At 70.7% G+C, this 25,767-nt stretch carries 30 protein-coding genes; 15 read left to right on the top strand and 15 right to left on the bottom strand.

Annotated features, from left to right (window positions below):
* Positions 1-9: 9 nt before the first annotated feature.
* Positions 10-993 carry an aldo/keto reductase gene (locus ACQ5BE_RS09905; RefSeq protein WP_430296867.1) on the bottom strand — a complete coding sequence of 328 codons (984 nt, stop codon included), beginning with the start codon at positions 991-993 and terminating at the stop codon, positions 10-12.
* A 223-nt stretch (positions 994-1,216) separates the two neighbouring features.
* Between ACQ5BE_RS09905 and pdxA the strand changes: the two genes are divergently transcribed.
* From pdxA to ACQ5BE_RS09885, 4 genes are all read left to right on the top strand, one after another.
* Entirely contained in the window at positions 1,217-3,481 is a 2,265-nt protein-coding gene (gene pdxA / locus ACQ5BE_RS09900) for a 4-hydroxythreonine-4-phosphate dehydrogenase PdxA (protein WP_430296866.1), read from the top strand.
* A 44-nt stretch (positions 3,482-3,525) separates the two neighbouring features.
* The gene (locus tag ACQ5BE_RS09895; RefSeq protein ID WP_430296865.1) at positions 3,526-4,860 is read left to right on the top strand and encodes an MFS transporter; all 1,335 of its coding nucleotides are present in this window, start codon (positions 3,526-3,528) and stop codon (positions 4,858-4,860) included.
* Positions 4,861-5,025: 165 nt separating this feature from the next.
* Positions 5,026-5,466 carry an SRPBCC family protein gene (locus ACQ5BE_RS09890; protein ID WP_430296864.1) on the top strand — a complete coding sequence of 147 codons (441 nt, stop codon included), beginning with the start codon at positions 5,026-5,028 and terminating at the stop codon, positions 5,464-5,466.
* 355 nt (positions 5,467-5,821) lie between these two features.
* Positions 5,822-6,004 (top strand): hypothetical protein, encoded by a 183-nt coding sequence (locus ACQ5BE_RS09885; protein ID WP_430296863.1) that lies wholly within the window; start codon positions 5,822-5,824, stop codon positions 6,002-6,004.
* A gap of 100 nt (positions 6,005-6,104) precedes the next feature.
* Here ACQ5BE_RS09885 and ACQ5BE_RS09880 read toward each other — a convergent pair whose 3' ends face one another.
* Entirely contained in the window at positions 6,105-6,752 is a 648-nt protein-coding gene (locus ACQ5BE_RS09880) for a dihydrofolate reductase family protein (protein WP_430296862.1), read from the bottom strand.
* A 126-nt stretch (positions 6,753-6,878) separates the two neighbouring features.
* On the bottom strand, positions 6,879-7,541 hold the full coding sequence (locus ACQ5BE_RS09875; protein ID WP_430296861.1) for an NADPH-dependent F420 reductase: 663 nt from the start codon (positions 7,539-7,541) through the stop codon (positions 6,879-6,881).
* Between the two features lie 118 nt (positions 7,542-7,659).
* Between ACQ5BE_RS09875 and ACQ5BE_RS09870 the strand changes: the two genes are divergently transcribed.
* Together ACQ5BE_RS09870 and ACQ5BE_RS09865 are read left to right on the top strand one after the other, a co-directional pair.
* Positions 7,660-8,238, top strand: a complete 579-nt coding sequence (locus ACQ5BE_RS09870; RefSeq protein WP_430296860.1) for a TetR/AcrR family transcriptional regulator — start codon at positions 7,660-7,662, stop codon at positions 8,236-8,238.
* Positions 8,239-8,291: 53 nt separating this feature from the next.
* Positions 8,292-8,930, top strand: coding sequence for an SOUL family heme-binding protein (locus ACQ5BE_RS09865; RefSeq protein WP_430296859.1), 639 nt, complete (start codon positions 8,292-8,294; stop codon positions 8,928-8,930).
* Between the two features lie 31 nt (positions 8,931-8,961).
* Here the strand turns inward: ACQ5BE_RS09865 and ACQ5BE_RS09860 are convergent, their stop codons facing one another.
* The 9 genes from ACQ5BE_RS09860 to ACQ5BE_RS09820 all read right to left on the bottom strand — a co-directional run bounded on the left by ACQ5BE_RS09860 (position 8,962) and on the right by ACQ5BE_RS09820 (position 15,446).
* Positions 8,962-9,528, bottom strand: a complete 567-nt coding sequence (locus ACQ5BE_RS09860) for a dihydrofolate reductase family protein (RefSeq protein WP_430296858.1) — start codon at positions 9,526-9,528, stop codon at positions 8,962-8,964.
* A 162-nt stretch (positions 9,529-9,690) separates the two neighbouring features.
* Positions 9,691-11,046, bottom strand: a complete 1,356-nt coding sequence (locus tag ACQ5BE_RS09855) for a DJ-1/PfpI family protein (protein ID WP_430296857.1) — start codon at positions 11,044-11,046, stop codon at positions 9,691-9,693.
* Positions 11,047-11,048: 2 nt separating this feature from the next.
* Positions 11,049-11,438 carry a hypothetical protein gene (locus tag ACQ5BE_RS09850; RefSeq protein ID WP_430296856.1) on the bottom strand — a complete coding sequence of 130 codons (390 nt, stop codon included), beginning with the start codon at positions 11,436-11,438 and terminating at the stop codon, positions 11,049-11,051.
* 141 nt (positions 11,439-11,579) lie between these two features.
* Entirely contained in the window at positions 11,580-12,068 is a 489-nt protein-coding gene (locus ACQ5BE_RS09845; RefSeq protein ID WP_430296855.1) for a LuxR C-terminal-related transcriptional regulator, read from the bottom strand.
* Positions 12,069-12,080: 12 nt separating this feature from the next.
* Positions 12,081-12,218 (bottom strand): hypothetical protein, encoded by a 138-nt coding sequence (locus tag ACQ5BE_RS09840; RefSeq protein WP_430296854.1) that lies wholly within the window; start codon positions 12,216-12,218, stop codon positions 12,081-12,083.
* The gene (locus ACQ5BE_RS09835; protein ID WP_430296853.1) at positions 12,215-13,309 is read right to left on the bottom strand and encodes a sensor histidine kinase; all 1,095 of its coding nucleotides are present in this window, start codon (positions 13,307-13,309) and stop codon (positions 12,215-12,217) included. Before ACQ5BE_RS09835 ends, ACQ5BE_RS09840 begins: the two co-directional genes overlap by 4 nt.
* A gap of 91 nt (positions 13,310-13,400) precedes the next feature.
* Positions 13,401-14,336 (bottom strand): ketopantoate reductase family protein, encoded by a 936-nt coding sequence (locus ACQ5BE_RS09830; protein WP_430296852.1) that lies wholly within the window; start codon positions 14,334-14,336, stop codon positions 13,401-13,403.
* 85 nt (positions 14,337-14,421) lie between these two features.
* Positions 14,422-14,709, bottom strand: coding sequence for a muconolactone Delta-isomerase (locus tag ACQ5BE_RS09825; protein ID WP_430296851.1), 288 nt, complete (start codon positions 14,707-14,709; stop codon positions 14,422-14,424).
* 14 nt (positions 14,710-14,723) lie between these two features.
* Positions 14,724-15,446 carry an alpha/beta fold hydrolase gene (locus ACQ5BE_RS09820; protein WP_430296850.1) on the bottom strand — a complete coding sequence of 241 codons (723 nt, stop codon included), beginning with the start codon at positions 15,444-15,446 and terminating at the stop codon, positions 14,724-14,726.
* Positions 15,447-15,555: 109 nt separating this feature from the next.
* Here ACQ5BE_RS09820 and ACQ5BE_RS09815 point away from each other — a divergent pair, with 109 nt between their 5' ends.
* Positions 15,556-16,209, top strand: coding sequence for a hypothetical protein (locus tag ACQ5BE_RS09815; protein ID WP_430296849.1), 654 nt, complete (start codon positions 15,556-15,558; stop codon positions 16,207-16,209).
* 15 nt (positions 16,210-16,224) lie between these two features.
* Here the strand turns inward: ACQ5BE_RS09815 and ACQ5BE_RS09810 are convergent, their stop codons facing one another.
* Positions 16,225-17,115, bottom strand: a complete 891-nt coding sequence (locus ACQ5BE_RS09810; RefSeq protein WP_430296848.1) for a LysR family transcriptional regulator — start codon at positions 17,113-17,115, stop codon at positions 16,225-16,227.
* Positions 17,116-17,223: 108 nt separating this feature from the next.
* On the opposite strand from ACQ5BE_RS09810, the gene ACQ5BE_RS09805 reads away from it, so the two are divergent.
* From ACQ5BE_RS09805 to ACQ5BE_RS09775, 7 genes are read left to right on the top strand one after another with little or no spacing between them, the layout of a single operon-like run.
* Positions 17,224-18,252: an amidohydrolase family protein gene (locus tag ACQ5BE_RS09805; protein WP_430296847.1), complete on the top strand. Its 1,029-nt coding sequence runs from the start codon at positions 17,224-17,226 to the stop codon at positions 18,250-18,252.
* 15 nt (positions 18,253-18,267) lie between these two features.
* Entirely contained in the window at positions 18,268-18,960 is a 693-nt protein-coding gene (gene ligK, locus ACQ5BE_RS09800) for a 4-carboxy-4-hydroxy-2-oxoadipate aldolase/oxaloacetate decarboxylase (protein WP_222703663.1), read from the top strand.
* Positions 18,961-18,962: 2 nt separating this feature from the next.
* On the top strand, positions 18,963-19,898 hold the full coding sequence (locus ACQ5BE_RS09795; protein ID WP_430296846.1) for an amidohydrolase family protein: 936 nt from the start codon (positions 18,963-18,965) through the stop codon (positions 19,896-19,898).
* A 1-nt stretch (position 19,899) separates the two neighbouring features.
* Complete coding sequence (locus ACQ5BE_RS09790) at positions 19,900-21,297, top strand: protocatechuate 4,5-dioxygenase subunit alpha/beta (protein ID WP_430296845.1); 1,398 nt, start codon at positions 19,900-19,902, stop codon at positions 21,295-21,297.
* Between the two features lie 34 nt (positions 21,298-21,331).
* Positions 21,332-22,285 carry a Gfo/Idh/MocA family oxidoreductase gene (locus ACQ5BE_RS09785; protein WP_430296844.1) on the top strand — a complete coding sequence of 318 codons (954 nt, stop codon included), beginning with the start codon at positions 21,332-21,334 and terminating at the stop codon, positions 22,283-22,285.
* Positions 22,282-23,256 (top strand): aldo/keto reductase, encoded by a 975-nt coding sequence (locus tag ACQ5BE_RS09780; RefSeq protein ID WP_430296843.1) that lies wholly within the window; start codon positions 22,282-22,284, stop codon positions 23,254-23,256. Before ACQ5BE_RS09785 ends, ACQ5BE_RS09780 begins: the two co-directional genes overlap by 4 nt.
* A complete protein-coding gene (locus ACQ5BE_RS09775; RefSeq protein ID WP_430296842.1) occupies positions 23,253-23,957 on the top strand; it encodes a substrate-binding domain-containing protein in 705 nt (234 codons plus the stop codon). Before ACQ5BE_RS09780 ends, ACQ5BE_RS09775 begins: the two co-directional genes overlap by 4 nt.
* A 72-nt stretch (positions 23,958-24,029) precedes the next feature.
* Here ACQ5BE_RS09775 and ACQ5BE_RS09770 read toward each other — a convergent pair whose 3' ends face one another.
* Entirely contained in the window at positions 24,030-24,371 is a 342-nt protein-coding gene (locus tag ACQ5BE_RS09770; RefSeq protein ID WP_430296841.1) for a YciI family protein, read from the bottom strand.
* A gap of 41 nt (positions 24,372-24,412) precedes the next feature.
* Positions 24,413-24,760: a hypothetical protein gene (locus ACQ5BE_RS09765; protein ID WP_430296840.1), complete on the bottom strand. Its 348-nt coding sequence runs from the start codon at positions 24,758-24,760 to the stop codon at positions 24,413-24,415.
* A 193-nt stretch (positions 24,761-24,953) separates the two neighbouring features.
* Here ACQ5BE_RS09765 and ACQ5BE_RS09760 point away from each other — a divergent pair, with 193 nt between their 5' ends.
* Positions 24,954-25,733 (top strand): IclR family transcriptional regulator, encoded by a 780-nt coding sequence (locus tag ACQ5BE_RS09760; RefSeq protein ID WP_430296839.1) that lies wholly within the window; start codon positions 24,954-24,956, stop codon positions 25,731-25,733.
* Positions 25,734-25,767: the final 34 nt, after the last annotated feature.

Here is a 25,767-nt window from a genome sequence, read left to right as displayed (position 1 = left end):
CTGCTCGGCTCAGCGGTTGTAGGCGGGCATCGGGCCCCGCAGCATGGCGCCGACGCTATCGCACGCCTCCACCACGTCGGCCGGCAGGGGGCCCTTGGCGACAGCGGCGATGTTCGCGCGCAGCTGCTCGGCCTTCGAGCCGCCGAGGAGCACCGAGCCGACGCCGTCGCGGTGGGCCAGCCACCGCAGCGACAGCTCGACGAGCGACACGCCCGCCCCGTCGGCGATACCGCTCAGCGCCTGCACGGCCTCGAAGAGCCGCGGGTCCCAGTACCGCTGCGTGTACATCGCGGCGAGCCGCGAGTCGCCGAAGCGGCCCTCCGTCGGCTTCGCCTCGAAGCGGTGCCTGCCCGTGAGCAGGCCTCCGCCGAGCGGGTTGTAGACCATGGTGTGCACGGCGTGGGACGCGGCGAACTCGAGGTACTCCTCCTCGACCCGGCGCGCGAGCAGGTTGTAGAGCTGCTGCGCCACGACCGGACGGGGAGAGCCGACCTTGTCGGCGACGTGGATGAGGTCGGCGATCTGCCAGGCGGCGAAGTTGGAGACACCCAGAGCCTTGATCCTGCCCTCCGCGGCCAGTTCGGCGACGGCGCCGAGCGTCTCCTCGATCGGCACCGCACGATCCGGCTGGTGGAGGTAGAAGAGGTCGACGCTCTCGACCTCGAGGCGCCTGAGGCTGCCTTCGAGCGAGAGCCGCAGGCCCCGCGCCGAGAGCGGCGAGTGGTCCCCGTGGTCGGGGTGCGGCATGCCGGCCTTCGTGGCGAGGAGGACCTCGTCCCTGCGGCCCTTGAGCAGGCGGGACAGGATCTCCTCCGTCCGTCCGCCCGCGTAGCCGTTGGCGGTGTCGATCGCCGTGATGCCGGCATCGAGCGCCTCGTCGAAGATCACGCGCGCCGTGGCCTCGTCCGCGGTGTCGCCGAAGGTCATGGTGCCGAGGACCAGCTTCGAGAGCGGAAGCTCCTGCGGGGGAGCGGCGGCGGGGTGGTTGCTCATTGTCGTCCTGTCGATGGAGGGTGGGATCTGCCGCGCGGGAAATTGCGCGTTCTGCGCGAAATGCGCACTATCGCGCCGTTGTCCCTGCCCGGCGATCTGCCGTCTGTGGGATCAACTATCCCACTGCTGCGCGAATTGAGCAATAGGACTAGCGCGTTTCGCGCAGCTATGTCATGCTTGCTGGTGACACAGCTCTCACACCGAATCGGAAAGGAGGAGGGACATGGCCAGGATCCTCGTTCAGGCGGACGACTTCTCGGGTGCCGCCGAGGTCGGCCAGCAGTTCACGGCCCACGGCTTCACTGCGCGGATCGCGCTCACGACGCCGGGGGCGCACCTGGGCGATGCGGCCTCCGACGATTCCGAGGTCGTCGTCCTCGACACGCACACGCGCAGTGCCTCGCCTGCGGCGGCCGGCGCGGCGGTCAAGACCGCCGCCGCGGGTCTCGGGACCGGGGCGGTCGTCTTCAAGAAGACCGATTCGCTCTGGCGGGGCAACGTCGGGCCAGAGCTGTCGGCCCTGGCCGAGCTCGGGTACGACGTGGTGCTCGCCGGTGCCCTCCCTGCGATGCACAGGACCGTCGTGGGGGCCGAGCCCCTCGTGGCCGGCGTGCCGCTCCGCGAGGCCGGGCTCTGGGGCGCCGAGCCGCGCCCTGCCCCAGGGAACCTGGGGGAGCTCTTCGCCACCGGAAGCAACGTCCTGAATGTGGGCCTCGAGGCGGTGCGGTCCTCGGGCCTCGCCGAGCGGATCCAGTCGGTCTGCGGCAGCGCCGAGCCTGCCATCCTGGTCGTCGACGGCGAGACCGAGGCGGACCTCGCCGCCGTCGTCGAGGCTGTTGCCTCGCTGGGGTTCTCGTCAGGCCGGCGTCGCCTTGCGCTCGCCGGCACGGGACAGGTCGCGGGCGTGCTCGCCCAGCGCCTGGCCAGGGAAGCTGCGCGCACCGCGCATACCCCCGCTGCGGCGATGCCAGCCGCAGGCCGCCGCGGCGCCGTGCTCGCCGTCGTCGGCTCCGCCTCCCCCGCCGCCCGGCGGCAGGTGGAGCACCTCGCCGCGGAGGGCGTCGACGTCGTGCGCCTCCCCCCGCACGGGGGAGGGGCGGCGGGCGTCCGCGTTGCGCTCGCCGAGGGCCGGTCCGTCGCCATGGCTGTCCCCGAGGGTCCGGTGGATCCGGCCCGCTCGGCAGCCATCGTCGCCCAGCTTGCCCGGCTTGCCCAGGAGGCCCAGCAGGGCCTCCGGACGGACCTCATCCTCACCGGCGGGGAGACCGCCCGGGAGGTCCTCGATGCCCTCGGCATCGCCTCACTCGTCCCGCTCACCGCGGTCCAGCACGGCGCCGTGGTCAGCAGAGCCGACGATGGCCGGCTCGTTGCCACCAAGCCCGGCAGCTTCGGCGATCCGGAGGTCCTGGCCCAGCTGTACCGTGCCATCCAGTCCTCGAACCATCCCAGAGAAACAACGGAGATCCATATGACCCCCGCATACGATGACAGGCCCTTCATCGCCGTCACCATGGGCGACGGCGCCGGAATCGGGCCTGAAGTCACCGTCGGCGCCCTCGTCCACCCCGGCGCCTACGCCGACAGCCGCCCCGTGGTGGTCGGGGACGCCCACCGCCTGCGCCTCGGTGCCGAGGCGCTCGGTGTCCCGGCCGAGATCGTCACGGTCCAAGGGGTCGAGGACGCCGAGTTCACCCCAGGGCGGGTCAACGTCATCGACCCGGAGCTCCTGCCCGAAGACCTGCCCTGGGGCGAGGAATCCGCGGAGGCCGGCAACGCCGCCTACCACTACATCAGGATCGCGTGCGAGCTCGCGATGGCGGGCAAGGTCCAGGGAATCTGCACCGCTCCCCTCAACAAGGCCGCGCTGCACAAGGCCGGGCACATCTACCCCGGGCACACCGAACTGCTCGCCCACTTCATGGGCGTCGACGAGGTGTCCATGATGCTCTCGACCCCCAAGGTCAAGGTCATCCACGTCACCACCCACATCGGCCTCCTCGACGCGATCCGCAGGATCGAGCCCGGACTCGTCGAACGCACCGTCCGCCGCGGCGACGAGGCGATGAAGCGCGCCGGCGTCGCGCATCCCAAGATCGGCGTCTGCGCCATCAACCCGCATGCGGGGGAGAACGGCCTCTTCGGCTACGGCGAGGAAGAGGAGAAGATCACCCCCGCCATCGAGAAGCTTCAGGCCGACGGAATCGACGCCCGCGGCCCGCTCCCGGCGGACACGGCCTTCTTCCTCGCCGGCCGCGGCGACTACGACCTCATCGTCGCCATGTACCACGACCAGGGCCACGGCCCCGTCAAGGTCCTGGGCATCGAGGCCGGCGTCAACATCACCGTCGGCCTCCCGGTCATCCGCACCTCGGTCGACCACGGCACGGCATTCGACATCGCGGGCAAGGGGATTGCCGACGTCCGCAGCATGATCGAGGCCCTCCGCCAGGCGGCAGAGATGTCGCCCCGCCCGTCCCTCCAGCCGTAGACCCCCCGCGCCAGCTCCCCTACAACGCAGTAGAAGGAACAGCAATGTCCAACGTCATGACCCCCACCCCCGAGCAGCGGACCCGCTGGGTCCGCCGGGCCATCATCGCCGGCGTCATCGGCACCACCATCGAGTGGTACGACTTCGTCCTGTTCGGCACCGCGTCCGCCCTCGTGTTCAACACCCTCTTCTTTCCCAAGTTCGACCCGCTCATCGGCACCGCCGCCGCGCTGACCACGACGGCGATCGGCTACTTCTTCCGCCCCCTTGGAGGCTTCGTCTTCGGCGCCCTCGGCGACCGGATCGGGCGCAAGAACGTCCTCGCCGCGACCCTCGTCCTCATGGGCGCCTCCACCGTCCTCATCGGCTTGCTCCCCACCTACGACCAGGTCGGCATCTGGGCCCCGATCCTGATGCTCCTCCTGCGCATCCTGCAGGGAATCGGCGCGGGCGCCGAGTTCGGCGGGGCCCAGGTCATGGTCTCCGAGCACGCCAGCAAGAAGCGCCAAGGACTCCTCACCAGCCTCCCCGGCGCGGGCCTGGCCCTGGGCATCATGCTCGGCACCTCCTTCTACTCCCTCCTGGACTTCATGCCCAAGGACGAGTTCATGGCCTACGGGTGGCGGCTCCCCTTCCTCGCCAGCGCGATCGGCATCGTGGTCGGCCTCTTCATCCGGATGCGCGTCATGGAGTCCCCTGAGTTCCTGGCCGTCACCCGGACCAAGGAGAAGCCCAAGAGCCCCGTCAGGGAGGTCTTCGCCTCCCACACGCGCAACTGGTTCGTGGCCATGTTCGCCTGCTTCGCCGAGAACGCCACCACAAACCTCGTCAAGACCTTCGTCCTGGCCTACGCGGCCACCTTCCTCCACCTCGACAAGAGCGTCGGGCTCAACGGCCTCTTCTTCGCCTCGCTCGTGAGCCTCTTCACCTACCCGCTCTTCGGATGGCTCGGCGACCGCCTCGGCATCGCACGGGTCTACATCGGCTCGGCCATCGCTGTCGCGGCCTTCATCTTCCCGATGTTCTGGATGATCGACACCAAGTCGACCCCGATCGTCATCATCGCGATCGTCATCATCTACGCCATCGCCGTACGCGGCATGTCCGCCACCCAGGGCGCCTACCTGGCCAACCTCTTCCCCGCCCGCATCCGCTTCACCGGCCTCGCCTCCTCCCGCGAAGTTGGTAGCGCGATCTCCGGCGGCATCGGGCCCGTCCTCGCCACCCTCCTGCTGGCCGCGACCAACTCGTACTGGCCCGTGGCCCTCTACATGATCAGCCAGGCGATCATCACGATCGTGGCCGTCTGGATCGGTCCCAGCAAGCGCGCGAGGACCGAGGTCCAGGAGGACGAGCACGCCCGCCACGCCACCGCGTAGGATCCTGAAGCCGCTGGCACGAGCCGCCAGCCGCACCAGGACGACCCTCCCGACCCGGGCCCCGCGCCAGCCGCCGCTGGCGCGGGGCCCGGGTCGGCGTCGTGCGCCCACCCAATCCACACGCCAGCCCTCGTCCCCTCCCGTATACGGCATTACGATCGCGCCATGGCGGACACCTATTCAGCCCAGACGTCGATCACGATCAACGCCCCGATCGAGCGCGTGTGGGACGCGCTCGTCGACCCCGAGACCGTCTCGCTGTACCTCCACGGGACGACGCTTGAGGCCGACTGGCGGGTAGGCGGCTCCGTGACCTGGAGCGGGGAATGGAAGGGGCAGCGCTACACCGACAAGGGCACTGTCCTGCGCTACGAGCCGCCCAGGGTCGTCAGCACGACCCACTGGAGCCCGTTGGCCGGCACCGACGACTCGCCCGAGAACTACCACCACGTCACCTACGAGCTGACGGAGCACGACGGCGCCACAACGCTGACCCTGACCCACGGCAACAGCCCCACCCAGGCCGACGCCGACACCATGGTCGCCAACGCGTGGGCCCCCGTCCTGGCGGACATCAAGCGAGTGGTCGAGGAGGGCCAGCCCTAGGGCGGACGCTCCGGTGACGCCGCGCACCCGAGCCGGGGAAGCGCCGTCGTGCATGCGACGGAACTTCATGAGCGCCGGGTGCCGAACGCAAACGCCATGCCGGCAGCCGGTCTGCCTCAGCAGTGCATGCATCGCGACGGTGCGGGGGTCACGCGCGCGCTGGGAAGAAAGCCGCGCAGGCTCTGGGCATTGCGGCACTTGCACAGCTGGTCGGGGAGGCGCCGGATGTGGAAGCGGCAAAGTTCGCGGCTACGGCGCTCGACCCGATCGTCTTCCCGGGTGATGAGATCGAGCTCGTAGACGGTTTGCAGCAAGCCGGGGCACAATCAGAGGACCAGCAGACGGAGGAATCGTGATGGCCGAAGGCACCAAGCGCAACGTCACTGGCACTGTGCGTACGACCACGTCCGGCAGCCGGTTCGTGTCCAAGAAGGCTGCCAATCGGGCCGCAGCTGCCAAAGTCTACGTGGCTGCTCTGGAGAAGGCCGGTCAGGAAGCGCCCGAATCGGTCAAGAGGCTCGCCCAGCAGGCCCGCTGATCGCCGCGGCATTAGCGAATGCGGGACCGGCCCGCTGAAGGCGATGGCGTCGGCGACGATTGATGATTGTTTCCTAGCCCCTTTCCTGCACGTCGCGGCGTCAGTCCCGCGCGAAGGTCATGTGCACGACGCCGCTCTCGGCAACCTCGCTGCTGACGGTGTAGCCGGCCTCGAGCCCGCGCAGGTCCTCCCACAGGCTCGTCCCGCGGCCGAGCAGGATGGGCGAGATCGCCACGTGCAGACGGTCGACGAGCCCGGCCTTCAGGAACGCCCGCACGGTGTCTACGCCGCCGCCGATCCGCACGTCGGCCCCGCCGGCGGCCTCAGTCGCCTTGGCCAGCGCCTCCTCGGGGGTGGCCGAGAGGAAGTGGAACACCGTGCCGTTGTCGAACTCGATGGGCGCGCGGTCGGCGTCGTGCGTCAGAACGAAGACCGGCGCGTGGAATGGCGGCTCGTCGCCCCACCACCCGCGCCAGTCCGGATCGTCCGGGAAGGTGTGCAGGCCGAACATGCCCGCGCCCATGATCTCGGCGCCGATGCCCTCGAAGTAGGCCGCCCCGTAGCGGTCGTCGACACCGGTGGTCCCCTCGCCGGAGCGGTCGCCGAGCACCCGCTCGCGGAAGGTCCTCGTGCCGATGTAGGCCGCGACGAGGCGCTGCCAGTCATCGCCCATCGGGTTCTCCGGCGTCTGGTCGGCGGTCGAGGCGTAGCCGTCGAGGGAGATGTTGAGGTCGACGCGAACGGCCATGGGTGGCTCCTTCGGGGTGGGGGAGTGACGAGGCGGCGCGGCGACGCGGCCCCACCGCAGTCCGAGGGCCTCGCCATCCAGAGCCATTGTGCCGCTCGGGCTCCCGCTGGGCGAGGAGGCGCCCGGTCAGCGGACGATCTTGAAGTTGAACTCCGGCGTCCCCAGAGCGCCCCACAGGCGCAGCCAGACGGGAAGGAGCATCTCGGTGCCGCGGGCCGTCGTGATGTCGCCGAGGTCGATGATGTCCTGGTGGCCCATTTCCGCCAGGAGCCCGGACACCGTGGCCTTTGCTACGGCGTCGTTCCCGGAGACGAACACCGTGCTGGCCTCGCCCAGCTTGGCGGGGTCCGCCATGAGGGACGCGTTGAGCGTGTTGAGGGTCTTCACCACGAGCGCGTCGGGGTGTGTGCGCTGGATCTGCTCGCCGAGCGAGTCGGTGTCCTTCACGAACAGGGTCGGCGGCATGCCGGCGCTAAAGTGCAGGGGGTTCGCGATGTCGACGAGGACCTTGCCCGCGAGGTTCTCCTGACCTGCCAGCGAGAGGACCTCGAGCGCCGCTCCACCGTTGGTGGCGTTGATGGCCAGCTCGGCGCCCGAGGCGGCGTCGGCGAACGAGGCGAGCCCCACGGCCGGGTTCGCCGAGGCCCAGGCGGCGAACGCGTCGTCGCCGGTGCGTGCGAGGGTCTCCTCCGGGCTGCGGGTGCCGACGGTGACGGTGTGGCCGAGTTCGGAAAGGCGGCCCGCCAGGGCGCGCCCGACCATGCCGGTCCCGAGTACTGCGATCTTCATGGTGCTCCTTCGAGTCGCCATCCGTACGATGTGACGGATCGTTCCGTCTATTATTTGTGACGGATCGGTCCGTCTGTCAAGCTGGGAGGGTACGGACGGCACGAGGAGGAAGATCGCGGTGACGCGGCGGACGGCTGAAGAGAACAGGCGCAACATCCTGGAGGTGGCCACGCGCCTCTACTACCAGCAGGGGATCCGCGCGGTAGGCATGGATGCTGTCGTGAAGGAGTGCGGCGTCGGGAACGCCACGGTCTACCGGCAGTTCCCCACCAAGGACGCTCTGGCCACCGCCTATGTCCGAGGCCGTGCCGACGCGTGGTTCGAGCGCATGGAGCAGGCCGCGGCCGAGCACGCGGACCCCCGGGAGAAGCTCAGCGCAGTGTTCGAGGTCCTCGCGGAGGACACCGCGGGGACAGGGTACCGGGGCTGCCCCATGCTGAACACGAATACCGAGTTCCCCGAGGGAGACCACCCGGCGCACCGTGTCGCCGTCGACCACAAGCAGAGGGTGCGCGACTGGCTCCACTCCCTTGCCGAGCAGGCAGGCGCCGAAGATCCCGGCCGCCTTGCCGAGGAACTGCTGATCGTGCTGAACGGCGCCTATGCCACCGCGGCGGTGCTCGATGGGCGCACGTACGGCAACCGCGCGCTCGGTCTGGCGCGGCGCCTCATCGACGAGGCCTGCCCGCGGCGCTGAGGCATACACGCCCCTATGCTCAGCGCCACGCGGGGCGTAGCGTCTGGGTGAGGATGACTGAACAGCAGCCCTACGAGCTTCTGCGGCGCTATGCGGACTTCGAGCTGCGGCGGTACCCGGAGCACACCGTCGCGGAAGTAGAGGTCGACGCGACCTTCGACCGCGCCGGAAATGCCGCCTTCCGCCACCTGTTCAACTACATCAGCGGCAACAACGCGGCTCGCCAGTCGGTGGCGATGACCGCGCCCGTCCTCCAGGGCGCAGCGCCGACCCGGAAGCCTCCGTCTCAGAAGGTGCAGATGACGGCGCCGGTGCTCCAACAGGGTCCGTTGGGCGGAGGCCCTGCCGGCGGCAGGGAGTCGGACGGTGGCGCGTACGTCGTGTCGTTCGTGCTCCCGACCGGAATGACCGAGGAAACGGCCCCGGTGCCGGCGGACCCGCGGGTGACGATCCGGGCCGTGCCGGGCTCCACGGCAGCAGTTGTCCGCTTCTCGGGCCGCGGGACCGAAGCTGACTTCGCCAAGCGCAACCGCGAACTCCAGGAAGCCCTGACCGCGGCCGGCCTGAAACCGTCAGGTGCTCCCCGCTTCGCCCGATTCGACCCACCATTCAAGCCCTGGTTCCTCCGCCACAACGAGGTCATCCAGGACGTGGCGCCGGACCAGGCTGCGAGGCCGCCGACGGAGAGCTGACGACGGCGGTGGGGCACTCGGCTCCGCCGGCTCAGCGCCTCGCCTCGTACCGCGTCATGACCACGCCGCCGGGGAACGTCCGCGTCTCCACCAGGTCAAGGTTCACCCAGCTGTCCATCGCGGTGAAGAACGGGGTGCCGCCGCCGACAAGGACGGGATGGGTGGCCAGCACGTACTCGTCGATCAGCCCGGCCCGCATGGCTGCCGCCGCGAGCGTTGCGCCGCCGATAGTCATGGGGGCGCCGTCCTCGTCCTTGAGCCGGGCAATCTCGGCGACCGCGTCCCCGGCGACGAGGCGGGTGTTCCAGCCGAGGTCGCCGTCCAGCGTCGAGGAGAACACGACCTTCGGCGAGTCGCGCCAGTTCCGCGCGAACTCGATCTCCAACGGGTTGGCATCGGGCTCCTGGTCCGCGGTCGGCCAGTAGACGCTCATCGTCTCCCACAGCTTGCGTCCGTACAGTGTCAGGCCGCTCGCTCGCTCCTGGTCGAGCCACCACGCGAACAGCTCCTCACTGGGCTCGCTCCAGCCGATGTCGTCGCCGACCGCCGCGATGTAGCCGTCCAGCGTCACGTTCATGCCGTAGATCAGTCTCCGCATGGCGCCAGCCTGCCACCGGCCGGTCCCCAGCGTAAGAGCGGGCGGACCCGACGGGTCGGGTCGCAGTCTCCCGCGGACGCGCACGCGACCGCGCACGACGGCGGGTGCCCACCCGTCGTCGTGCGCTGACAGCTCTGCGGAGACGCACCCGCCCCAGCGGAGCTACCGCGTCCCGGCGCCTTCTGGCTCCCGCTCCCTCACCGCGGGGCCGGCCGTCGGTCGCCGGCGCGCACGGACGAGCGCGAACGCTCCGAGCGCCGCGAGCACGCCGACGAGCGCGAGGGCGACGGGGCGCAGCGTCTCGTCCCAGGGCCACGGCTGCCCCGCGAGGCCCAGGTCGTCGACCGGGTACTCGAGGACCTTCGCCGTCCAGCGCGCCGTCGCGACGTCCGTGGTGCGCGCGAGGTTGCGCAGCACGCCGTCGTACGGGAAGCCCCCGTCCCGGTGCGGGTACTCGGCAGCCGCCCCGGCGACCGCCCCGCCGCTCCCCGAGCCGGGCACGATCACCCGGTCAAGCCCCGCCGCCGTCGCGGCCCGCGGCACGAACGTGAGCCCGTGGCGGGTGTGCACCGGGCCGGCTCCCACGGCGACCGTGCGGACCGCCAGGGACTGCCCGAACGTGTCGAACACCGAGGCGAGCTCGATCTCGCCCACTCCGTCCTCGAGCAGCACTCCGACCTTCTGCCGGTCCCAGCGGAACGCGGTGTTCACCGCCGCTACGGCGTCGCGCGGCTCGAGCCGGGCCTGCTCCATGGGCGCAGGACCGCCCGGGTGGTAGTGCGGCCAGCCGATCGCCGCGGCGGCATCGGCGGCGGCCTTCGCCCCGACGAGCCGCTCGACGACGCGCAGCGTGCCGTCCACGCCGGACAGGATGCCGGCGGTGCTGACGACCGCGCCGTCGTCGACGTACCTTGTGCCGCGCACCCAGTCGACCCGCGGGTACGTGCGCGCCCACTCGTCCAGCCGCAGCCAGTGCGCGGTGGCCCGGTGCCCGTCGAGGACCCCGGCCGACGCGGCGATCGCGCCGCCGTTGCAGACGGTCAGCACCAGCGAGCCCGCGGAGGCCTGCCGCGCGAGCCAGCCGGCCACCGGATCCGCGGAGGGATCGGCGACGTCGGGCATGGCGGGCACGACGACGACGTCGCTCGCCTTTCCGATCAGGCGCTCGAGCTGTGCGAACGTGAAGTCGGGCACGAGGTCGAGCCCGCCGGTCAGGGGAACGGGGTGCGCCTCGGGGGCGACGGTGTAGACGTTGAACGCACCCGTGCTGGCAAGGATCTCGTACGGAGCGAGGGCGTCGGACACCACCGCGCCCTTGTCGCCGACCACGACGACGGCCGTCGGCTTCGCCGGGTCGTAGGCCGCGGGTGCGGGCCGCGCCGTGGCGCCGTCGGTCCGCGGTGCATTGAGGGTGGAGACCAGGTCGTTGACGGCGGCGGCGCCTGCCGCGGCAGGGAGTGCCAGGGCGGCGACCACGACCACGAGGACCTTCGCGATGGTCTTCAGGATGGCGCGCATCGTTACCACCCGTACTCGTGCCGGCGGCGCAGCATCGAGGCCAGCATGGCCGGGAGCATGAGCACGTGGCCGGCGCTCATGACGTCCATGGCGGAGAGCGCGCCGGTCCAGTAGAACGGCAGCAGCGCCAGGAACGGCACGTACATCGCGGCGGACATCTCGACGATGGCCGGCAGCCCGTGCCCGCGGAAGCGCATCCAGACCGCCATGGCGATCGCCATGTCCGTGGCCATGACGAGCGACTCCACGGCGGTGTCGTGGCTCAGCCCCAGCCATGACCAGACGGTCCCCAGCACCACCATGCCGACCAGCATGGCGATCACCATCTCCAGGCCGTGCAGCGCGAAGCGGCGTGCGGAGGGACGGTGCGAGGTCTTCTCTTGGTGGTTCATCTCTGCTCCTGTTGATTCCTTGCGGACATAGGAATCGTCGTCCCGGGGCAGAGGCCGGGTCAGGTGCCGGAGGTCATGGCCGGGGTCACCTTCGCGGGGTGACCCGGGGTCCCGTGAGAGGCAGGTCAGACGAGAGGCGGTTCAGAGAAGCCCGAGGTCCCGGGCCTTGAGGGCCGCCTGGGTGCGGTCGCGCACGTCCAGCTTCGACAGCACGCTCGTGACGAGGTTCTTCACCGTGCCCTCGGCGAGGAAGAGCACGGCGGCGATCTCGCGGTTGCTGTGTCCCTGAGCGAGCATCCGCACGACCTCGACCTCCCGCCCGGACAGCGGATGCTCCGGCGCCGGCGCTTCCGCGGGGAGGCTCGCGACGCGGGCCACGACCTTCGCGGCCACGGACGGCTCGAGCACGGATCCGCCCCGCGCCGCCGCCTCGAGCGCCTCGACGAGCCGCGCCGAGGTCACGTCCTTGAGCAGGTACCCGACGGCGCCCGCGCGCAGCGCGGCGAAGACGTTCTCGTCGTCGTCGAACGTTGTCAGCGCCAGGACCCGCACGCCGGGCTGCTCGGCGTGCAGCCGCGCGGTCGCGGCGATGCCGTCCAGCACCGGCATCCGCAGGTCCATGAGCACCACGTCGGGACGCAGCTAGCGGCTCCGGCGCACGGCCTCGTCGCCGTTGGCGGCCTCACCGACCACCTCGACCCCGGCCTGCACCTCGAGCAGCGTCACGAGCGCCTCGCGGAACAGCGCCTGGTCGTCGGCGACGAGCACCCGGATCGTCACGCCGGCACTTCCACGGTGAGGGTGAGCCCGGTGGGGTCGGCCGGGTCGAGGGACAGGCGCCCGCCGAGGCCCGCCATCCGCTCGCGCAGCCCGGTCAGCCCGAATCCGACGCCGGGCTGCTCGCCGAGGCCCCGACCGTCGTCGTGCACCTCGAGCCGCACGCGGTCCGCACCGCGGTAGTCGAGGACGACGGCGATGCGGCTCGCCTCGGCGTGCTTGCGGACATTCGTGAGGCCCTCCTGGGCGGCCCTGAAGAGGGACTCCTCCACCTCCGCCCGGAGGGGCCGGGCCGTGCCGCGGACCTCGACCTCGGCCGGCACGCCGGTCTGGGTCGCCTCCGCGGCGAGGACCCGCAGGGCCTCCTCGAGGGAGGGGCGCCGCTCCCGCAGGGCGGCCACCGACCGCCGCACCTCGGCGAGGGCCTGCCCCGACTGCTCCTGCGCGGTGGCCAGCATGGCGTCGAGTCGCTCAGGCCCCGCGGTGCGGAGGACGGCGCGCGCCGCCTCGAGCTGCATCTGCACGACCGTGAGGTGGTGGCCTACGCCGTCGTGGATGTCCCGCGCGAGACGGTTGCGCTCCTGGATGGTGGCGAGCTGCTCGGCCTGGGCGGCGTAGCCGCGCAGCCGCTCATTGGCGGTGGCGAGCTCCGCCCGGGCCTTCTGCTCCCGGACGAGCAGTTCGGTGACGATGAGCGTGAAGACCGTGGCGGCCAGGGTGCCGAGCCCCTCGCGCAGGCCGTCGCGCCAGTCCATCCCGAGGTGGATGAGCGGGATGACGGCGGCGACCGCGGCCGCGGCAGGCAGCGGCAGGAGCAGCACGCTCTCCGACACGAGCACGACGAGGAACAGGACGGACCCGACTGCTGCCCCCGAGAGCGAGAACTCCCAGAAGCCGAGCACCAGCAGCACGCCGATGAAGGGCGCCCTCCACCAGAAGGAGCGCCCCTGCACGAAGCGGAACCCGAAGACTGCCAGCAGGGCGAACGCCAGCCCGACGAGCAGGGTCATCAGCGGCTGCTGCTCGAAGCTCGCGGACCCGAGCGGCAGGGTCACGAACGCGATGACAGTGAGGACGGCCAGTGCCCAGTGCACCGTTCCACAGTGCGCGGTGCCGGTTCCGCGGTCAACAGGGGCGGGTCGAGGCGTCGGTGGCGTAGGCGGCTGGCGCGTTGGCGCCTGCGGGTCAGACGCGATCGGGTGCGAGAGCCTTGGCCCGGTCGTGGACGCGGATCTGCAGGAGGGCCAGGTCTGTCAGGGGCGTTTCGACGCCGAGCCCGCGTGCGGTGGCGGCGAAGTCGCCGATGAGGTGCTCGCCCTCGTGGTCGCGGCCCTCGGTGAAGTCGCGGTACAGGGAGGGGACGAAGGGCGAGCCCGGCTGGGTCAGCATCTCCAGCGACGACCGGTGCGAGGACTCGGACGCCGGATAGCCGGCAGCCTTGAGGACCCCTTCGGTCTCGGCGATCACGTCCCGGATGAACGACTGTCCCTCCGGCACCGCAGAGATCTCGCCGAAGGCGGCCCGCATGAGGATCGACCCGACTCCTGAGGCGACGATGAACGCCCACTTGTGCCACATCGTCGTCAGGATGGCCTGCGTGACCCGCAGCCTGTAGCCCGGCACGGACAGCTCGCGGCCGACCTCCTCGGCGCGGGCGGTGGAACCGCCCGGCTGGGCGCCGAGGACGATTTCGGCCAGCGGGAGGACCTGGCGGATCGCACCGTCCGGGGTGACGTGGGTGACCACGCGCACGGACCCACCGAGCACGCGGCCCGTGCCGAACCGGTCGTTGAGGAGCCGGAGGTGCCGCATGCCGTTGAGGAACGGGAGGATCAGCGTCTCCGGGCCGATCGCCGGCCCGAGCTGGTCGAGCACGCTCTCGAGGGCGCTTGCCTTGAGCGCCAGGATTACGAGATCGTACGGCCGGTCGTCGAGCTGCTCGGCGGTCAGAGCGTGCACCTGCACCGTCTCGTCGGTGTCCGGGCCGATCAGCCGCAGACCGTTGGCCAGCTGTCCCGCCCGCCCTGTTCGGACCAGGAAGGTGACGTCCCGGCCGGCCTGGGCCAGTCTCGCCCCGAAGTAGCCGCCCGTCGCCCCAGCACCCGCGATCAGTATCCTCATTGCCTCGCCTCCTCCGTCAGGGTACCGGCGCCGCGCAGCGTACCGGCACGGCGCGGCGTGCCGCGGCGCGTCCGACGACGCCGCCTCAGTCGCGCCGGAGCGGCTGCTCCTGCGGGTGGGTGGCCAGCGCCTCGACGGTGATCGTCTGCCATGGGAACGTCGGCAGCCCCGACAGGACGTCGTGGAGCTCTGTCGCGTCGTCGGCCTCGTACCAGCCGATCGCCGTGCGCGTGCCGGGGACGCGCCACAGGCGTCGGAGGATCCCGCGGTCCCGCAGCTGCTGGGCATACTCCCGCTCGGCGGCCTTGATCCGCGCCGCCTCCTCCGCCGGCATGACCGGCATCCGGTTCTCCTGCCTCACCAGGAATTCCATGGTCGTCTCGCTCTCTAGTCGGCCGACGCCATGGCGCCGGACTGGAGGAGGTGCCGCGCGAGCAGCTCGGGGTTGGTCACGAGGACCTCGTGGTCGGCGTCGAGCTCGGTGACGTTCCAGCCGGCGGAGTTCGCCCGCTCCGCGAACCGGGCGAACGGCGTGCGCCAGCCGGAGCACAGGAGGTAGTCGCCGGTGAACGGGAGCTCTCCGAGCCCGCGACCGACCGAGTCCATGTAGGTCTTGGCAGGCTGCGGAGTAAGCCGCGGGGTGAGCTCGTCGATGACCTGCCGGTCGGTCACGCCGAGGTTGGCAACAGGCCGCGGGTCGATCACGAGCCCGTCATTGGCCTCCGCCGACTCGAGGTAGTGGGCGGCCGCGTGCTCGGGGAGGAGCCGGATGGCGGCCTCGCCGGCCTCGGGCAGGAAGCCGTCGACGATGACGAGGCGCTTGATCCGGTCCGGGATCTCGGCCGCGACCCCGGTCACGACCATCCCCGCGTAGCTGTGGCCGACCAGGACGACGTCGCGCAGCTCCTCCGTCTCGATCGTGGCCCGCACGTCGGCGATGTGGGTGTCCAGCCCGACGTCGGGAGTCAGCAGGTGCGCGCGGTCGCCCAACCCCGTCAGCGTCGGCGTGAAGACCCGGGCACCGGCGGCCTCGAGGAGGCGCTCCACCGGTCTCCAGCACCACGCCCCGTGCCACGCCCCATGGACGAGCACATACGTCTCCTGATCCACGTGCCGCTCCTTCTCGCTGGTTCTCACTGTCGGGTTCTCACTGTCGCCGTCGCTCGGACTCAGTGTACGGGCGGGTATTCGGCGCCCATCGCGTGGGTAACCTTGAGCCATGGCCTCTTCCGCACCCACTCCCGAGACGAGGTGGGAGCCCCTCAGCGCGCAGGCCGCCGCAGACCTGCTCGCGTCGTCGCCCGTCCGCTGGTGGCTCTCGGGCGGCGTCGCCCTCGACCGCTGGCTCGGCGAGCCCATCCGCGAGCGTTCCAACACCGACGTGAGCGTGGTGTTCGGCGACCTTCCGCAGCTCGTGGCGAGCCTTCCGGCCGGCTACGACGCGTGGGCGGTGCGCGATGAGGACGACCTCGTGCCGTTCGCGGAGGTCCAGGCCGGCGACGAGGTGCAGCCCGTGCTCATCCGCGACGTCGCCAAGGACGTCTGGGTGCTGAAGGTCAACCTGGAGGACGGCGCGCCGCGCGCCTGGGTGTACAAGCGGGACCCGCGGCTCCAGCTGCCGTGGGACCGCGCGGTGCTCGACGTCGGCGGCATACCCACCGGTGCGCCCGAGGTGCAGCTGGTCTGGAAGGCGCTGCGGCCGCGCCCGGAGGACGACGTCGACAAGGACGCCGTCCTGCCCAGGCTCTCCGACGAGGCGCGCGCCTGGTACGAGCGGTGCATCCTCTCGATCCACCCGCACTCCTCGTGGTCGATCCACGTGCGCAGCCCCTTCGCCCCGGCGAAGGCGAGCTGGAACCGCAAGCGCAGCTGACCGCCGTCGTCCGCCCTATTCGCGGACCGCGGCCAGGACCAGCGAGCGGAACCACCGCTGGGCCGGCGTCAGGCTCGCCTCCCGCCGCGTGTACAGCGACACCGGGGTGCTCTGCCCCGGCCACGGGAGGTCCGCGATCAGCAGGCCCGGGAACCAGCCGGTGAACACCTCGGCGACGTGGCGCGGCAGCAGCACGACGAGGTCGGTGGCCTCCAGGACCGCGGGGACGGTCGCGTACTCCTCCACGGTGAGGACGATCTGCTGCATCAGCCCGTGCTCGGTGAGCGCCTGCAGCGGGAAGATGTGGCCGCCGCGCGCCGAGACGCGCAGGAAGTGGCGGCCCGCGAACATGTCGGGCCCGGTGGGCGGCAGGGGGTGCTCGCCCGAGACGAGCGCGACGTACTCGACGGCGCGCACGTGCGAGCGCCACAGCCGCGGGCTGCCGATCATCGACACCGTCATCGCCAGGTCCACCGTTCCGCGGGTGAGCCCGTCCTCGACCAGGTCCGAGTCCAGCCGCTCCACCTGCAGGTGCGGCCGGGAGGCCTCGCGCGTCAGCGCCGTCATGATCGGCGGGAGGAACGTCTGCTCGCCGATCGAGGTGAGCCCGAGCGTGAGCTGGCCGTTGAAGCCGGCGGGCTCGAAGGCCTCCGTCTCGTTCACGGTCGCGTCGATCTGCGCGAGCGCATCGTGCAGCGGGCCGAACAGCTGGGTGGCCCTCGCGGTCGGCACCATGTCATGCCCCTCGCGGCGGAACAGCTCGTCGTCGAACCGCGCCCGGAGCCGCCGCAGCGTGTAGCTGACCGTCGGCTGCGTGACGTGCAGCCGCTCGGCGACGGCGGTGACGCTGCGCAGTTCGTAGAGCACCACGAACGTGCGCAGCTGGTTGAGATCGGTCAGTGCCATCCATTGATGATATCTATGCAGGCGCCAATGAATATCTATTCGACTGCATCCGAGCGCCCTGCCTAGCATGGTTGGAGACAAGCCTCCAAGTGACAAGGACGACACTCGTTGATCATCGACATCCATGGCCACTACACGACGGCCCCGGCCCAGCTCGGCGCCTGGCGCGACCAGCAGATCGCCTTCACGGAAGGACGGGGCGAGGCTCCGGACCCGGCGACGCTGAAGATCTCCGACGATGACATCCGCGAGACCATCGAGGCGAACCAGCTGCGGCTCATGAACGACCGCGGCAGCGACATCACGGTCTTCAGCCCGCGCGCCTCGTTCATGGCCCACCACATCGGCGACCTCGAGGTCAGCAAGACCTGGGCCCGCATCTGCAACGACCTCTGCGCGCGGGTCAGCGAGCTCTTCCCGGACCGGTTCCTCATGGGCGCCATGCTCCCGCAGTCGCCCGGAGAGGACCCGGCCACCACGGTCGCCGAGCTGACCCGGGCCGTCGAGGAGCTCGGCGCCGTCACAGTCAACCTCAACCCGGATCCGTCAGGCGGCAAGTGGACCGCCCCGGCGCTGACCGACCGGTCCTGGTACCCGATCTACGAGAAGCTCGTCGAGTACGAGATCCCCGCAATGGTGCACGTCAGCACCTCCTGCAAGCCGGTCTTCCACACCACGGGCGACCACTACCTCAACGCGGACACGACCGCCTTCATGCAGCTGCTCAAGGGCGACCTGTTCAAGGACTTCCCCGAACTCAAGCTCGTCATCCCGCACGGCGGCGGCGCGGTGCCGTACCACTGGGGCCGGTTCCGGGGCCTCGCCATGGCACTGGGCAAGCCGGAGCTCGAGGAGCACCTGCTCAACAACGTCTTCTTCGACACCTGTGTCTACCACCAGCCCGGCATCGACCTGCTCACGAAGGTCATCCCGACGGACAACATCCTCTTCGCGAGCGAGATGATCGGCGCCGTCCGCGACATCGACCCGCGCACCGGCCACTACTTCGACGACACGAAGCGGTACGTCGACGCCACCGACAGCCTGACCGACGCGCAGCGCGCGCAGGTCTTCGAAGCCAACGCCCGCCGCGTGTACCCGCGCCTTGACCGCGCCCTGACCGCCCGCGGGCTCTAAAGAGGAGGAACCACCTTGCGACTGAACAACCTCGGACTCATCCACACCAACATCGAGCGTCCCGACCCCGAGGACGTGGCACGCCTCTCGAAGTTCGGCGTCGCGACGATCCACGAGGCGATGGGCCGCGTTGGCCTCCTGCGCCCCTACATCCGCCCCGTCTACAACGGCGCCAAGCTCTGCGGCCCGGCGGTCACCGTGCTGCTCCAGCCCGGCGACAACTGGATGTTCCACGCCGCCGCCGAGCAGGTGCAGGAGGGCGACGTCATCGTCGCCGGCTGCACCACCGAGAGCGAGGACGGCTTCTTCGGCGAGCTGCTCGCCACGTCGCTGAGCGCCCGCGGCTGCAAGGGCCTGGTGATCGACGGCGGCGTGCGCGACGTGGCGGACCTCGAGAAGATGGACTTCCCGGTGTTCTCCCGCGCCATCAACGCCAAGGGCACGGTCAAGGCCACGCTCGGCTCCGTGAACGTCCCGGTCGTCGTGGCCAACGCGCTCGTCAACCCGGGCGATGTCGTCGTCGCGGACGTCGACGGCGTCGTCGTCGTGCCGCGCGAGCTCGTCGGCGCCGTCGCCGAGGCGAGCCAGAAGCGCGAGGACAACGAGGAGAGCAAGCGCCAGAAGTTCCGCGAGGGCGTCCTCGGCCTCGACCTCTACGGCATGCGCGAGCCGCTTGCCGCCGCCGGCCTCGAGTACGTGGAGAACTGACCATGGCGCACGGAAAGACGACGGGCGACTTCGAGAAGACCCCCGGCTGGCTCGACTGGTACGAGGGCCCCTCCAAGCCCACCTTCAGCCTGCCTGCCGGTGCGGTCGACGCCCACTGCCACGTGTTCGGCCCCGGTGCCGAGTTCCCCTACGCCCCCGAGCGGAAGTACACGCCCTGCGACGCCTCCGCCGAGGAGCTCTTCGCCCTGCGCGACCACCTCGGCTTCGACCGCAACGTGATCGTCCAGGCGACCTGCCACGGGGCCGACAACCGTGCACTGGTCGACGCGCTGCGCCGCAGCGAGGGCCGGGCCCGCGGCGTCGCGACCGTCCGCCGGGACGTGACCGAGGAGCAGCTCGCCGAGCTGCACGAGGCGGGTGTCCGAGGCGTACGGTTCAACTTCGTCAAGCGCCTCGTCGACCGGGTCCCCACCGACTCGCTCGAGGAGATCGTCGAGAAGATCGCACCGCTCGGCTGGCACGTCGTGATCTACTTCGAGGCGGCGGACCTGCCCGACCTCTACGACTTCTTCTCCGCCATCAAGACCGACGTCGTGGTGGACCACATGGGCCGACCCGACGTGACGAAGGACCCGGACGGCCCGGAGTTCGAGCTGTTCCTGCGCTTCATGCGCGAGAACCCGAACGTCTGGACCAAGGTCTCCTGCCCCGAACGGCTGAGTGTCACCGGGCCGCGCGCCCTGGACGGCGAGCAGCACGCCTACACCGACGTGGTGCCGTTCGCCCGTCGCGTGGTCGAGGAGTTCCCCGACCGCGTCCTGTGGGGTACGGACTGGCCCCACCCCAACCTCAAGGACCACATGCCCGACGACGGGCTCCTGGTCGACTACATCCCCCAGATCGCGACGACGGCGGAGCTCCAGCAGCGCCTCCTCGTGGACAACCCCCATCGCCTCTACTGGCCCGAAGGAGCATGACATGGCACTCGACAAGCCGTACAAGCAGGTTCCCGGCACGATCATCTTCGACGCCGAGATGGCCCGTAAGGGATACCACCTGAACCAGTTCTCGATGTCGCTGATGAAGCCCGAGAACCGCCAGCGCTACCTGGCCGACCGCGAGGCGTACCTCGACGAGTGGCCCCTCTCGCCGAAGCAGCGCCAGGCCGTGCTCGACATGGACCTCAACGCCATGATGGCGGAGGGCGGCAACATCTACTTCCTGAGCAAGATCGGCGCCACCCACGGCCTGAGCTTCCAGCAGATGGCCGGCTCCATGACGGGCATGTCCGAGGCCGCCTACCGCGACATGATGATCGGCGGCGGCCGGCGGCCCGAGGGCAACCGCGCCAAGGACCTCGACGGCTGGGTCCCGCCCGCGCCGCATGAGAAGTCCGAGACCATGCGCGAGAACGCCCCGGCGAAGTACACCTCGGCGCTGTTCACCTCGCACGTGCCGGCGATCGGCGCCGCGATGGACCTCGGCAAGACCGAGGAGCCGTACTGGAAGAAGGTCTTCGACGGCTACGAGTGGACCCGCAAGTGGGCCAAGGAGAACACGCCCGACGTCGTCATCCTCGTCTACAACGACCACGCCACCGCGTTCGACTCCTCCATCATCCCGACCTTCGTGCTCGGCACGGGCGTCGAGTACCCGGTCGCCGACGAGGGCTACGGCCCCCGCCCGGTGCCGGACGTGAAGGGCTACCCGGAGTTCGCCGCGCACATCGCGCAGTCGGTCATCCAGGACGACTTTGACCTCACCCTCGTCAACGAGATGGTCGTGGACCACGGCCTCACCGTGCCGCTCTCGCTCGTCTTCGGCGACGTCAAGGAGTGGCCGTGCAAGGTCATCCCGCTGGCCGTCAACGTGGTCCAGTACCCCGTGCCGTCCGGCCGCCGCTGCTACGAGCTCGGCAAGGCCCTGCGCCGCGCCCTCGACAAGTGGGACGGCCCCGAGCTCAACGTGCAGATCTGGGGCACCGGCGGCATGAGCCACCAGCTCCAGGGCCCGCGCGCCGGCCTCATCAACGAGGAGTGGGACAACGCGTTCCTCGACCACCTCATCGCGGACCCGCTGGGCCTCACCGAGTGGGACCACATGGAGTACGTCGACGAGGCTGGCTCCGAGGGCATCGAGCTCGTCGACTGGCTGATCGCCCGCGGCGCGATGGACGACCAGTTCGGCGGCGAGGCGCCCCGAGTCGACCACCGGTTCTACCACGTGCCCGCCTCCAACACCGCGGTCGGGCACCTCGTGATCTCGAACCCGGTCGCGCCGCGCACCGACTCCGCCGACGACGCGGTCGTGGCCGAGTCCGCGGATCAGGTGCCAGCCGCCGAGCCCGCGGAGACCGCGGCCGTTCCGAACGCCTGACACTCTCATCCGGATCCGCGAAAAGGAGTAACGAATGACCGACAAGATCCGCGTCGCCGTCGTCGGCGCCAACGGCGCCTTCGGCATGAAGCACCTCGACGGCCTGAAGAACATCGAGGACGCCGAGGTCACCGTCGTCAGCGCCACCTCGCAGGAGAAGGCGGACGGCGTCGCCGGCAAGTACGGCATCGCCAACGCCGTCGTCGGCCTCGACGCCGTGCTCGAGCGCGACGACGTCGACGCCGTCATCCTCGCCACCCCCACGGGCCTCCACGCGTCCCAGACGCAGGAGGTCCTCAAGGCGGGCAAGCACGTGCAGGTCGAGATCCCGCTCGCGGACTCCCTGGCCGACGCCGAGGCGACCCTCGCCGCCGCGGACGCCTCAGACCGCATCGCGATGGTCGGCCACACGCGCCGCTTCAACCCCTCGCACCAGCTCGTGCACAACCGCATCGCTGCGGGCGAGTTCAACGTGCAGCAGATGGACGTCCAGACGTACTTCTTCCGCCGCACCAACACCAACGCCAAGGGCGAGCCCCGCTCCTGGACCGACCACCTGCTCTGGCACCACGCCGCCCACACGGTCGACCTGTTCGCCTACCAGGCGGGCAAGATCGTGCAGGCGAACGCCATCCAGGGCCCGATCCACCCCGAGCTCGGCATCGCCATGGACATGTCGATCCAGCTCAAGAGCGAGACCGGGGCCATCTGCACGCTGTCACTCTCGTTCAACAACGACGGCCCGTTCGGCACGTTCTTCCGCTACATCGGCGACAGCGCGACCTACATCGCTCGCTACGACGACCTGTACACCGGCAAGGACGAGCAGATCGACGTGTCCAAGGTCGCCGTCAGCATGAACGGCATCGAGCTGCAGGACCGTGAGTTCGTCAGCGCCATCCGCGAGGGCCGCGAGCCGAACTCCTCGATCCGCCAGGTCATCGACTGCTACCGCGTGCTCGGCCAGCTCGAGGAGCAGCTGGCGTGATCCTGCCGAAGATCGGCCTCGGCTGCATGTCGCTGAGCCACGCCTACGGGGTTCCGCCGTCGGTCGAGGACGGTCTGGCGTTCCTGCGCGCGGCGCTCGACGAGGGCGTGCGGATGCTCGACACCGCCACGCTCTACGGCGGCGGCCGCAACGAGGAACTGGTCGGGCAGGCGATCGCCGGGCGCCGCGACGAGGTGGTGCTGGCCAGCAAGTGCGGCATGGCGATGGTCGACGGCGTCAAGGTCATCGACGGGCGCCCCGAGACGCTGCGCGCGCAGGTCGACGCATCGCTCGGGCGCCTCGGCGTCGAGCACATCGACCTGTACTACCTGCACCGGTGGGACAAGCAGGTGCCGATCGGCGAGAGCGTCGGTGCGCTGGCCGAGATGGTGGCCGCCGGCAAGATCGGCGCCATCGGGCTCTCCGAGGTGTCGGTGCAGCGCCTGCGCGAGGCGCAGGCCGTCGCTCCGATCGCCGCGGTGCAGAACGAGTACTCGCTGTGGAGCCGCAACCCCGAGCTCGGCATGCTCGAGGCGACCCGCGAGAGCGGGGTCGCGCTCGTGGCGTTCTCGCCGCTCGCGCGCGGCTTCCTCAGCGACGGCTTCGACGACCCGGCGGAGTTCGCGCCGAAGGACATCCGCCGGAACATGCCCCGCTTCCAGCCGGAGCACTGGGCCGCCAACGCGTCCTTGCTGCCCCAGTGGCGGGCGCTGGCGCAGGAGGCAGGCTGCACTCCGGGCCAGCTCGCGCTCGCCTGGGTGCTCTCCCGGGGAGACCACGTGGTGCCGATCCCGGGGACGACCCGGCTGGACCACCTCCGCGAGAACCAGGCGGCCGCGGACCTCACGGTCGACGCCGGGCTGCTCGCCCGCGCGGGCGAGCTCATCGGAACCTCCACCGTGTCCGGCCCGCGCTACGCGGCCGCCGCGTCGCGCGAGGTCGACGCCGAGTCCTTCGAGGACGCCGCATGAGGGGGATCTCCTCGATGGCGACCCGCCACGTCCTCACCGACCTGGCGGCAGCCGCCGTCAGGGCCGGCCTGCCCGAGGTGGAGCTCGAGTCGGTCGGCGGCGTGGATGCGGCCAAGCGAGTGGCGGAGGGCGAGAAGCTTGACCTGGTGTTCCTCGCCCTGGGCGCGCTGCGCCGGCTCGCCGACGACGGGCACGTCGTGGCGGATTCGGTCACGCCGCTCATGCTGTCGCAGGTTGCGGTCGCCGTTCCCGCCGAGTCCGAGGAGCCTGCCGCCCACGACGGCGGCCACGCGTTCCCGGACGCCGCGGGCCTCCGGGCCGCCCTGCAGGAGGCCGGCCGCATCGGCTACTCGACCGGGCCCAGCGGCGTCGCGCTCGTGAAGATGATCGACGGCTGGGGGCTCGGCGACGAGTTGGGCCAGCGGATGGTCCAGGCGCGCCCGGGCATTCCGGTGGCGCGCTCGCTCGCCGAGGGCGAGGTCGACCTCGGCTTCCAGCAGCTCAGCGAGCTCGTGGGGCAGCCGGGCATCCGGATCCTCGGCGTCCTGCCGCCGGACTGCGCGATCGATACCGTCTTCGCCGGAGCGGTCGCGACCGCGGCGGACGACCGCGCTGCAGCGCTCGAGGTACTGCGGTTCTTCACCTCGGAGGCCGCGGCCCCGATCGTGGCGGAGCACAGCTTCGCCCCTGCCGGCTCCTAGCGCTCAGGCGAGCAGCGCCCCCGTACTACGGTCGGGCTGCTGCTCGCCTGCGGCGTCAGCGGGCCCGCAGCTCTAGCTGGACGGGTCGTACTGGAAGGCGCGCACCTCCTGGGCGCAGCGGCAGGCGGCGGCGATCTTCGCGGCCCACTCCCGGGCCGCATCGTGCGAGGGCAGCTCCAGCACCGAGTAGCCGCCCTCGAGCTGCGCCGTCTGCGGGTAGGTGCCCTCGCGCACGGTCCCGTCGGCGTCGACCATGACCGGCGGGACGCTCTCGTCGATGCCGCCGCCGAACACCCAGACGCCGGCGTCCTTCGCCTCCTGGACCACGGCGTGCGCCGCCGCCGCCACGGACTCGAGCTCCCCGGCAGGAACGACCATGGCAGCACTCGGAAACGAGATCAGGTACTTCGTCATTCGTGGTCGCACTCCTTTCGCTGCGGTGCGCGCCCTCGGTGCTACGCCCAGATGTACTCCTCGGCGATGGCGCCGTCCTTCCACTTCGCGACAGTGACCATGCGGCTGCCGTCCGCGAACTCGCCGATCACACAGGTCCATTCGCCGGAGCCGAACGCGATGGGGTGGGCCGTGATCTGAGGCGGCGTTCCCCCTGCGGATTCGACGAAGGCCTTCATCGCGTCGATGTGCTCCTGGACGCCGTCCGTCGGGGGCTGGCCCTTCCAGTCCACGTGCACGTCGTCCGTGTGGTGGTGGGCGAACACGCCGGTCCAGTCGGCCTTGTTCCACCCGTCGAAGTCGAGATCGTCCATGCCCTTGAGGTTGCGCTGAACCTGGTCGTCTGCCATGTTCCTGCCTGTCTGCTCGTGCCGAGAATCGAGATCTGAGACCGCCACGGCAGCGTTGATCCTCCCGTGACGCCACGAAGCTACACTCACTCGCGGCGCAATGCCTAGGCTTCGGTCGTCCCGCTCACCCAGCACCACGCTTGCGAGAATGGACCGGAGCGGCCGCACAGTGCGGGCGCGGGACGGGGTGAGGATGGCTGAGGGCAGCGGGGGAGAAGCGAGCCCGATCGAATCGGTGGACCGCACGCTCCGGCTGGTGGAGCTGCTGCGCGAGCGGGGGTCGCTGTCGGTCAAGGAGACCTCGGAGGCGCTCGGGATCGCCCCCTCGACGGCGCACCGGATGCTCGCCACCTTCGTCCTGCGGAACTTCGCCGCCCGCACGGGCGACCGCCGCTACCGGGTCGGCCCCGCGCTCGTCCCCGACCGGGCCCACGGCGCCTCCCTGGCCCAGCTGCGCCGCGCCGCCGAGGGCCCGCTGAACGAACTCGCCGAACGGCTGGGCGAGACGGTCCAGCTCATGGTCCGCCGCGGCGGGAACATCATGTTCGTCGACGGCGTGGAGGCCGACGCCGTCCTGCGCGTCACCGCCCGCCGGGGGGACCAGATGCCAGCCTTCGCCTCCGCGGGAGGGAAGGCGATCCTTGCGGAGCTGAGCAACCCGGAACTCGAGGAGATCTACCGCAACGGCCTGCCGCCCTGGCCCACGAGTCCCATCGCCACCGTCGGCCGGCTCAAGAAGTCCATGGCGGACGTGCGCCGGGCAGGCTTCGGCACCAACTTCGAGGAGACCGAGCCCGGGGTGGTCGGCCTCGGCGTCGCCATCCACGATCCCGCCGGCCAGCCCGTCGCGGCGATCACGACGGCGATCCCCGCCTCGCGCTTCAAGCGCCCGGCCATGCCGGACATCGTCAACGGGCTGCGGGACGCCGCCGCCGCGATCGAGGCGCGGCTCGCCGTCGGCCTCCAGGGCTGACGCGCGAGGTACCCGTCGGCCGGCCGTACCGCCC

Origin of the sequence: Sinomonas sp. B1-1 (assembly GCF_050474465.1) — a bacterium.
GTDB lineage: Bacteria > Actinomycetota > Actinomycetes > Actinomycetales > Micrococcaceae > Sinomonas > Sinomonas flava.
This window is presented reverse-complemented; position numbering and strand designations above follow the sequence as displayed.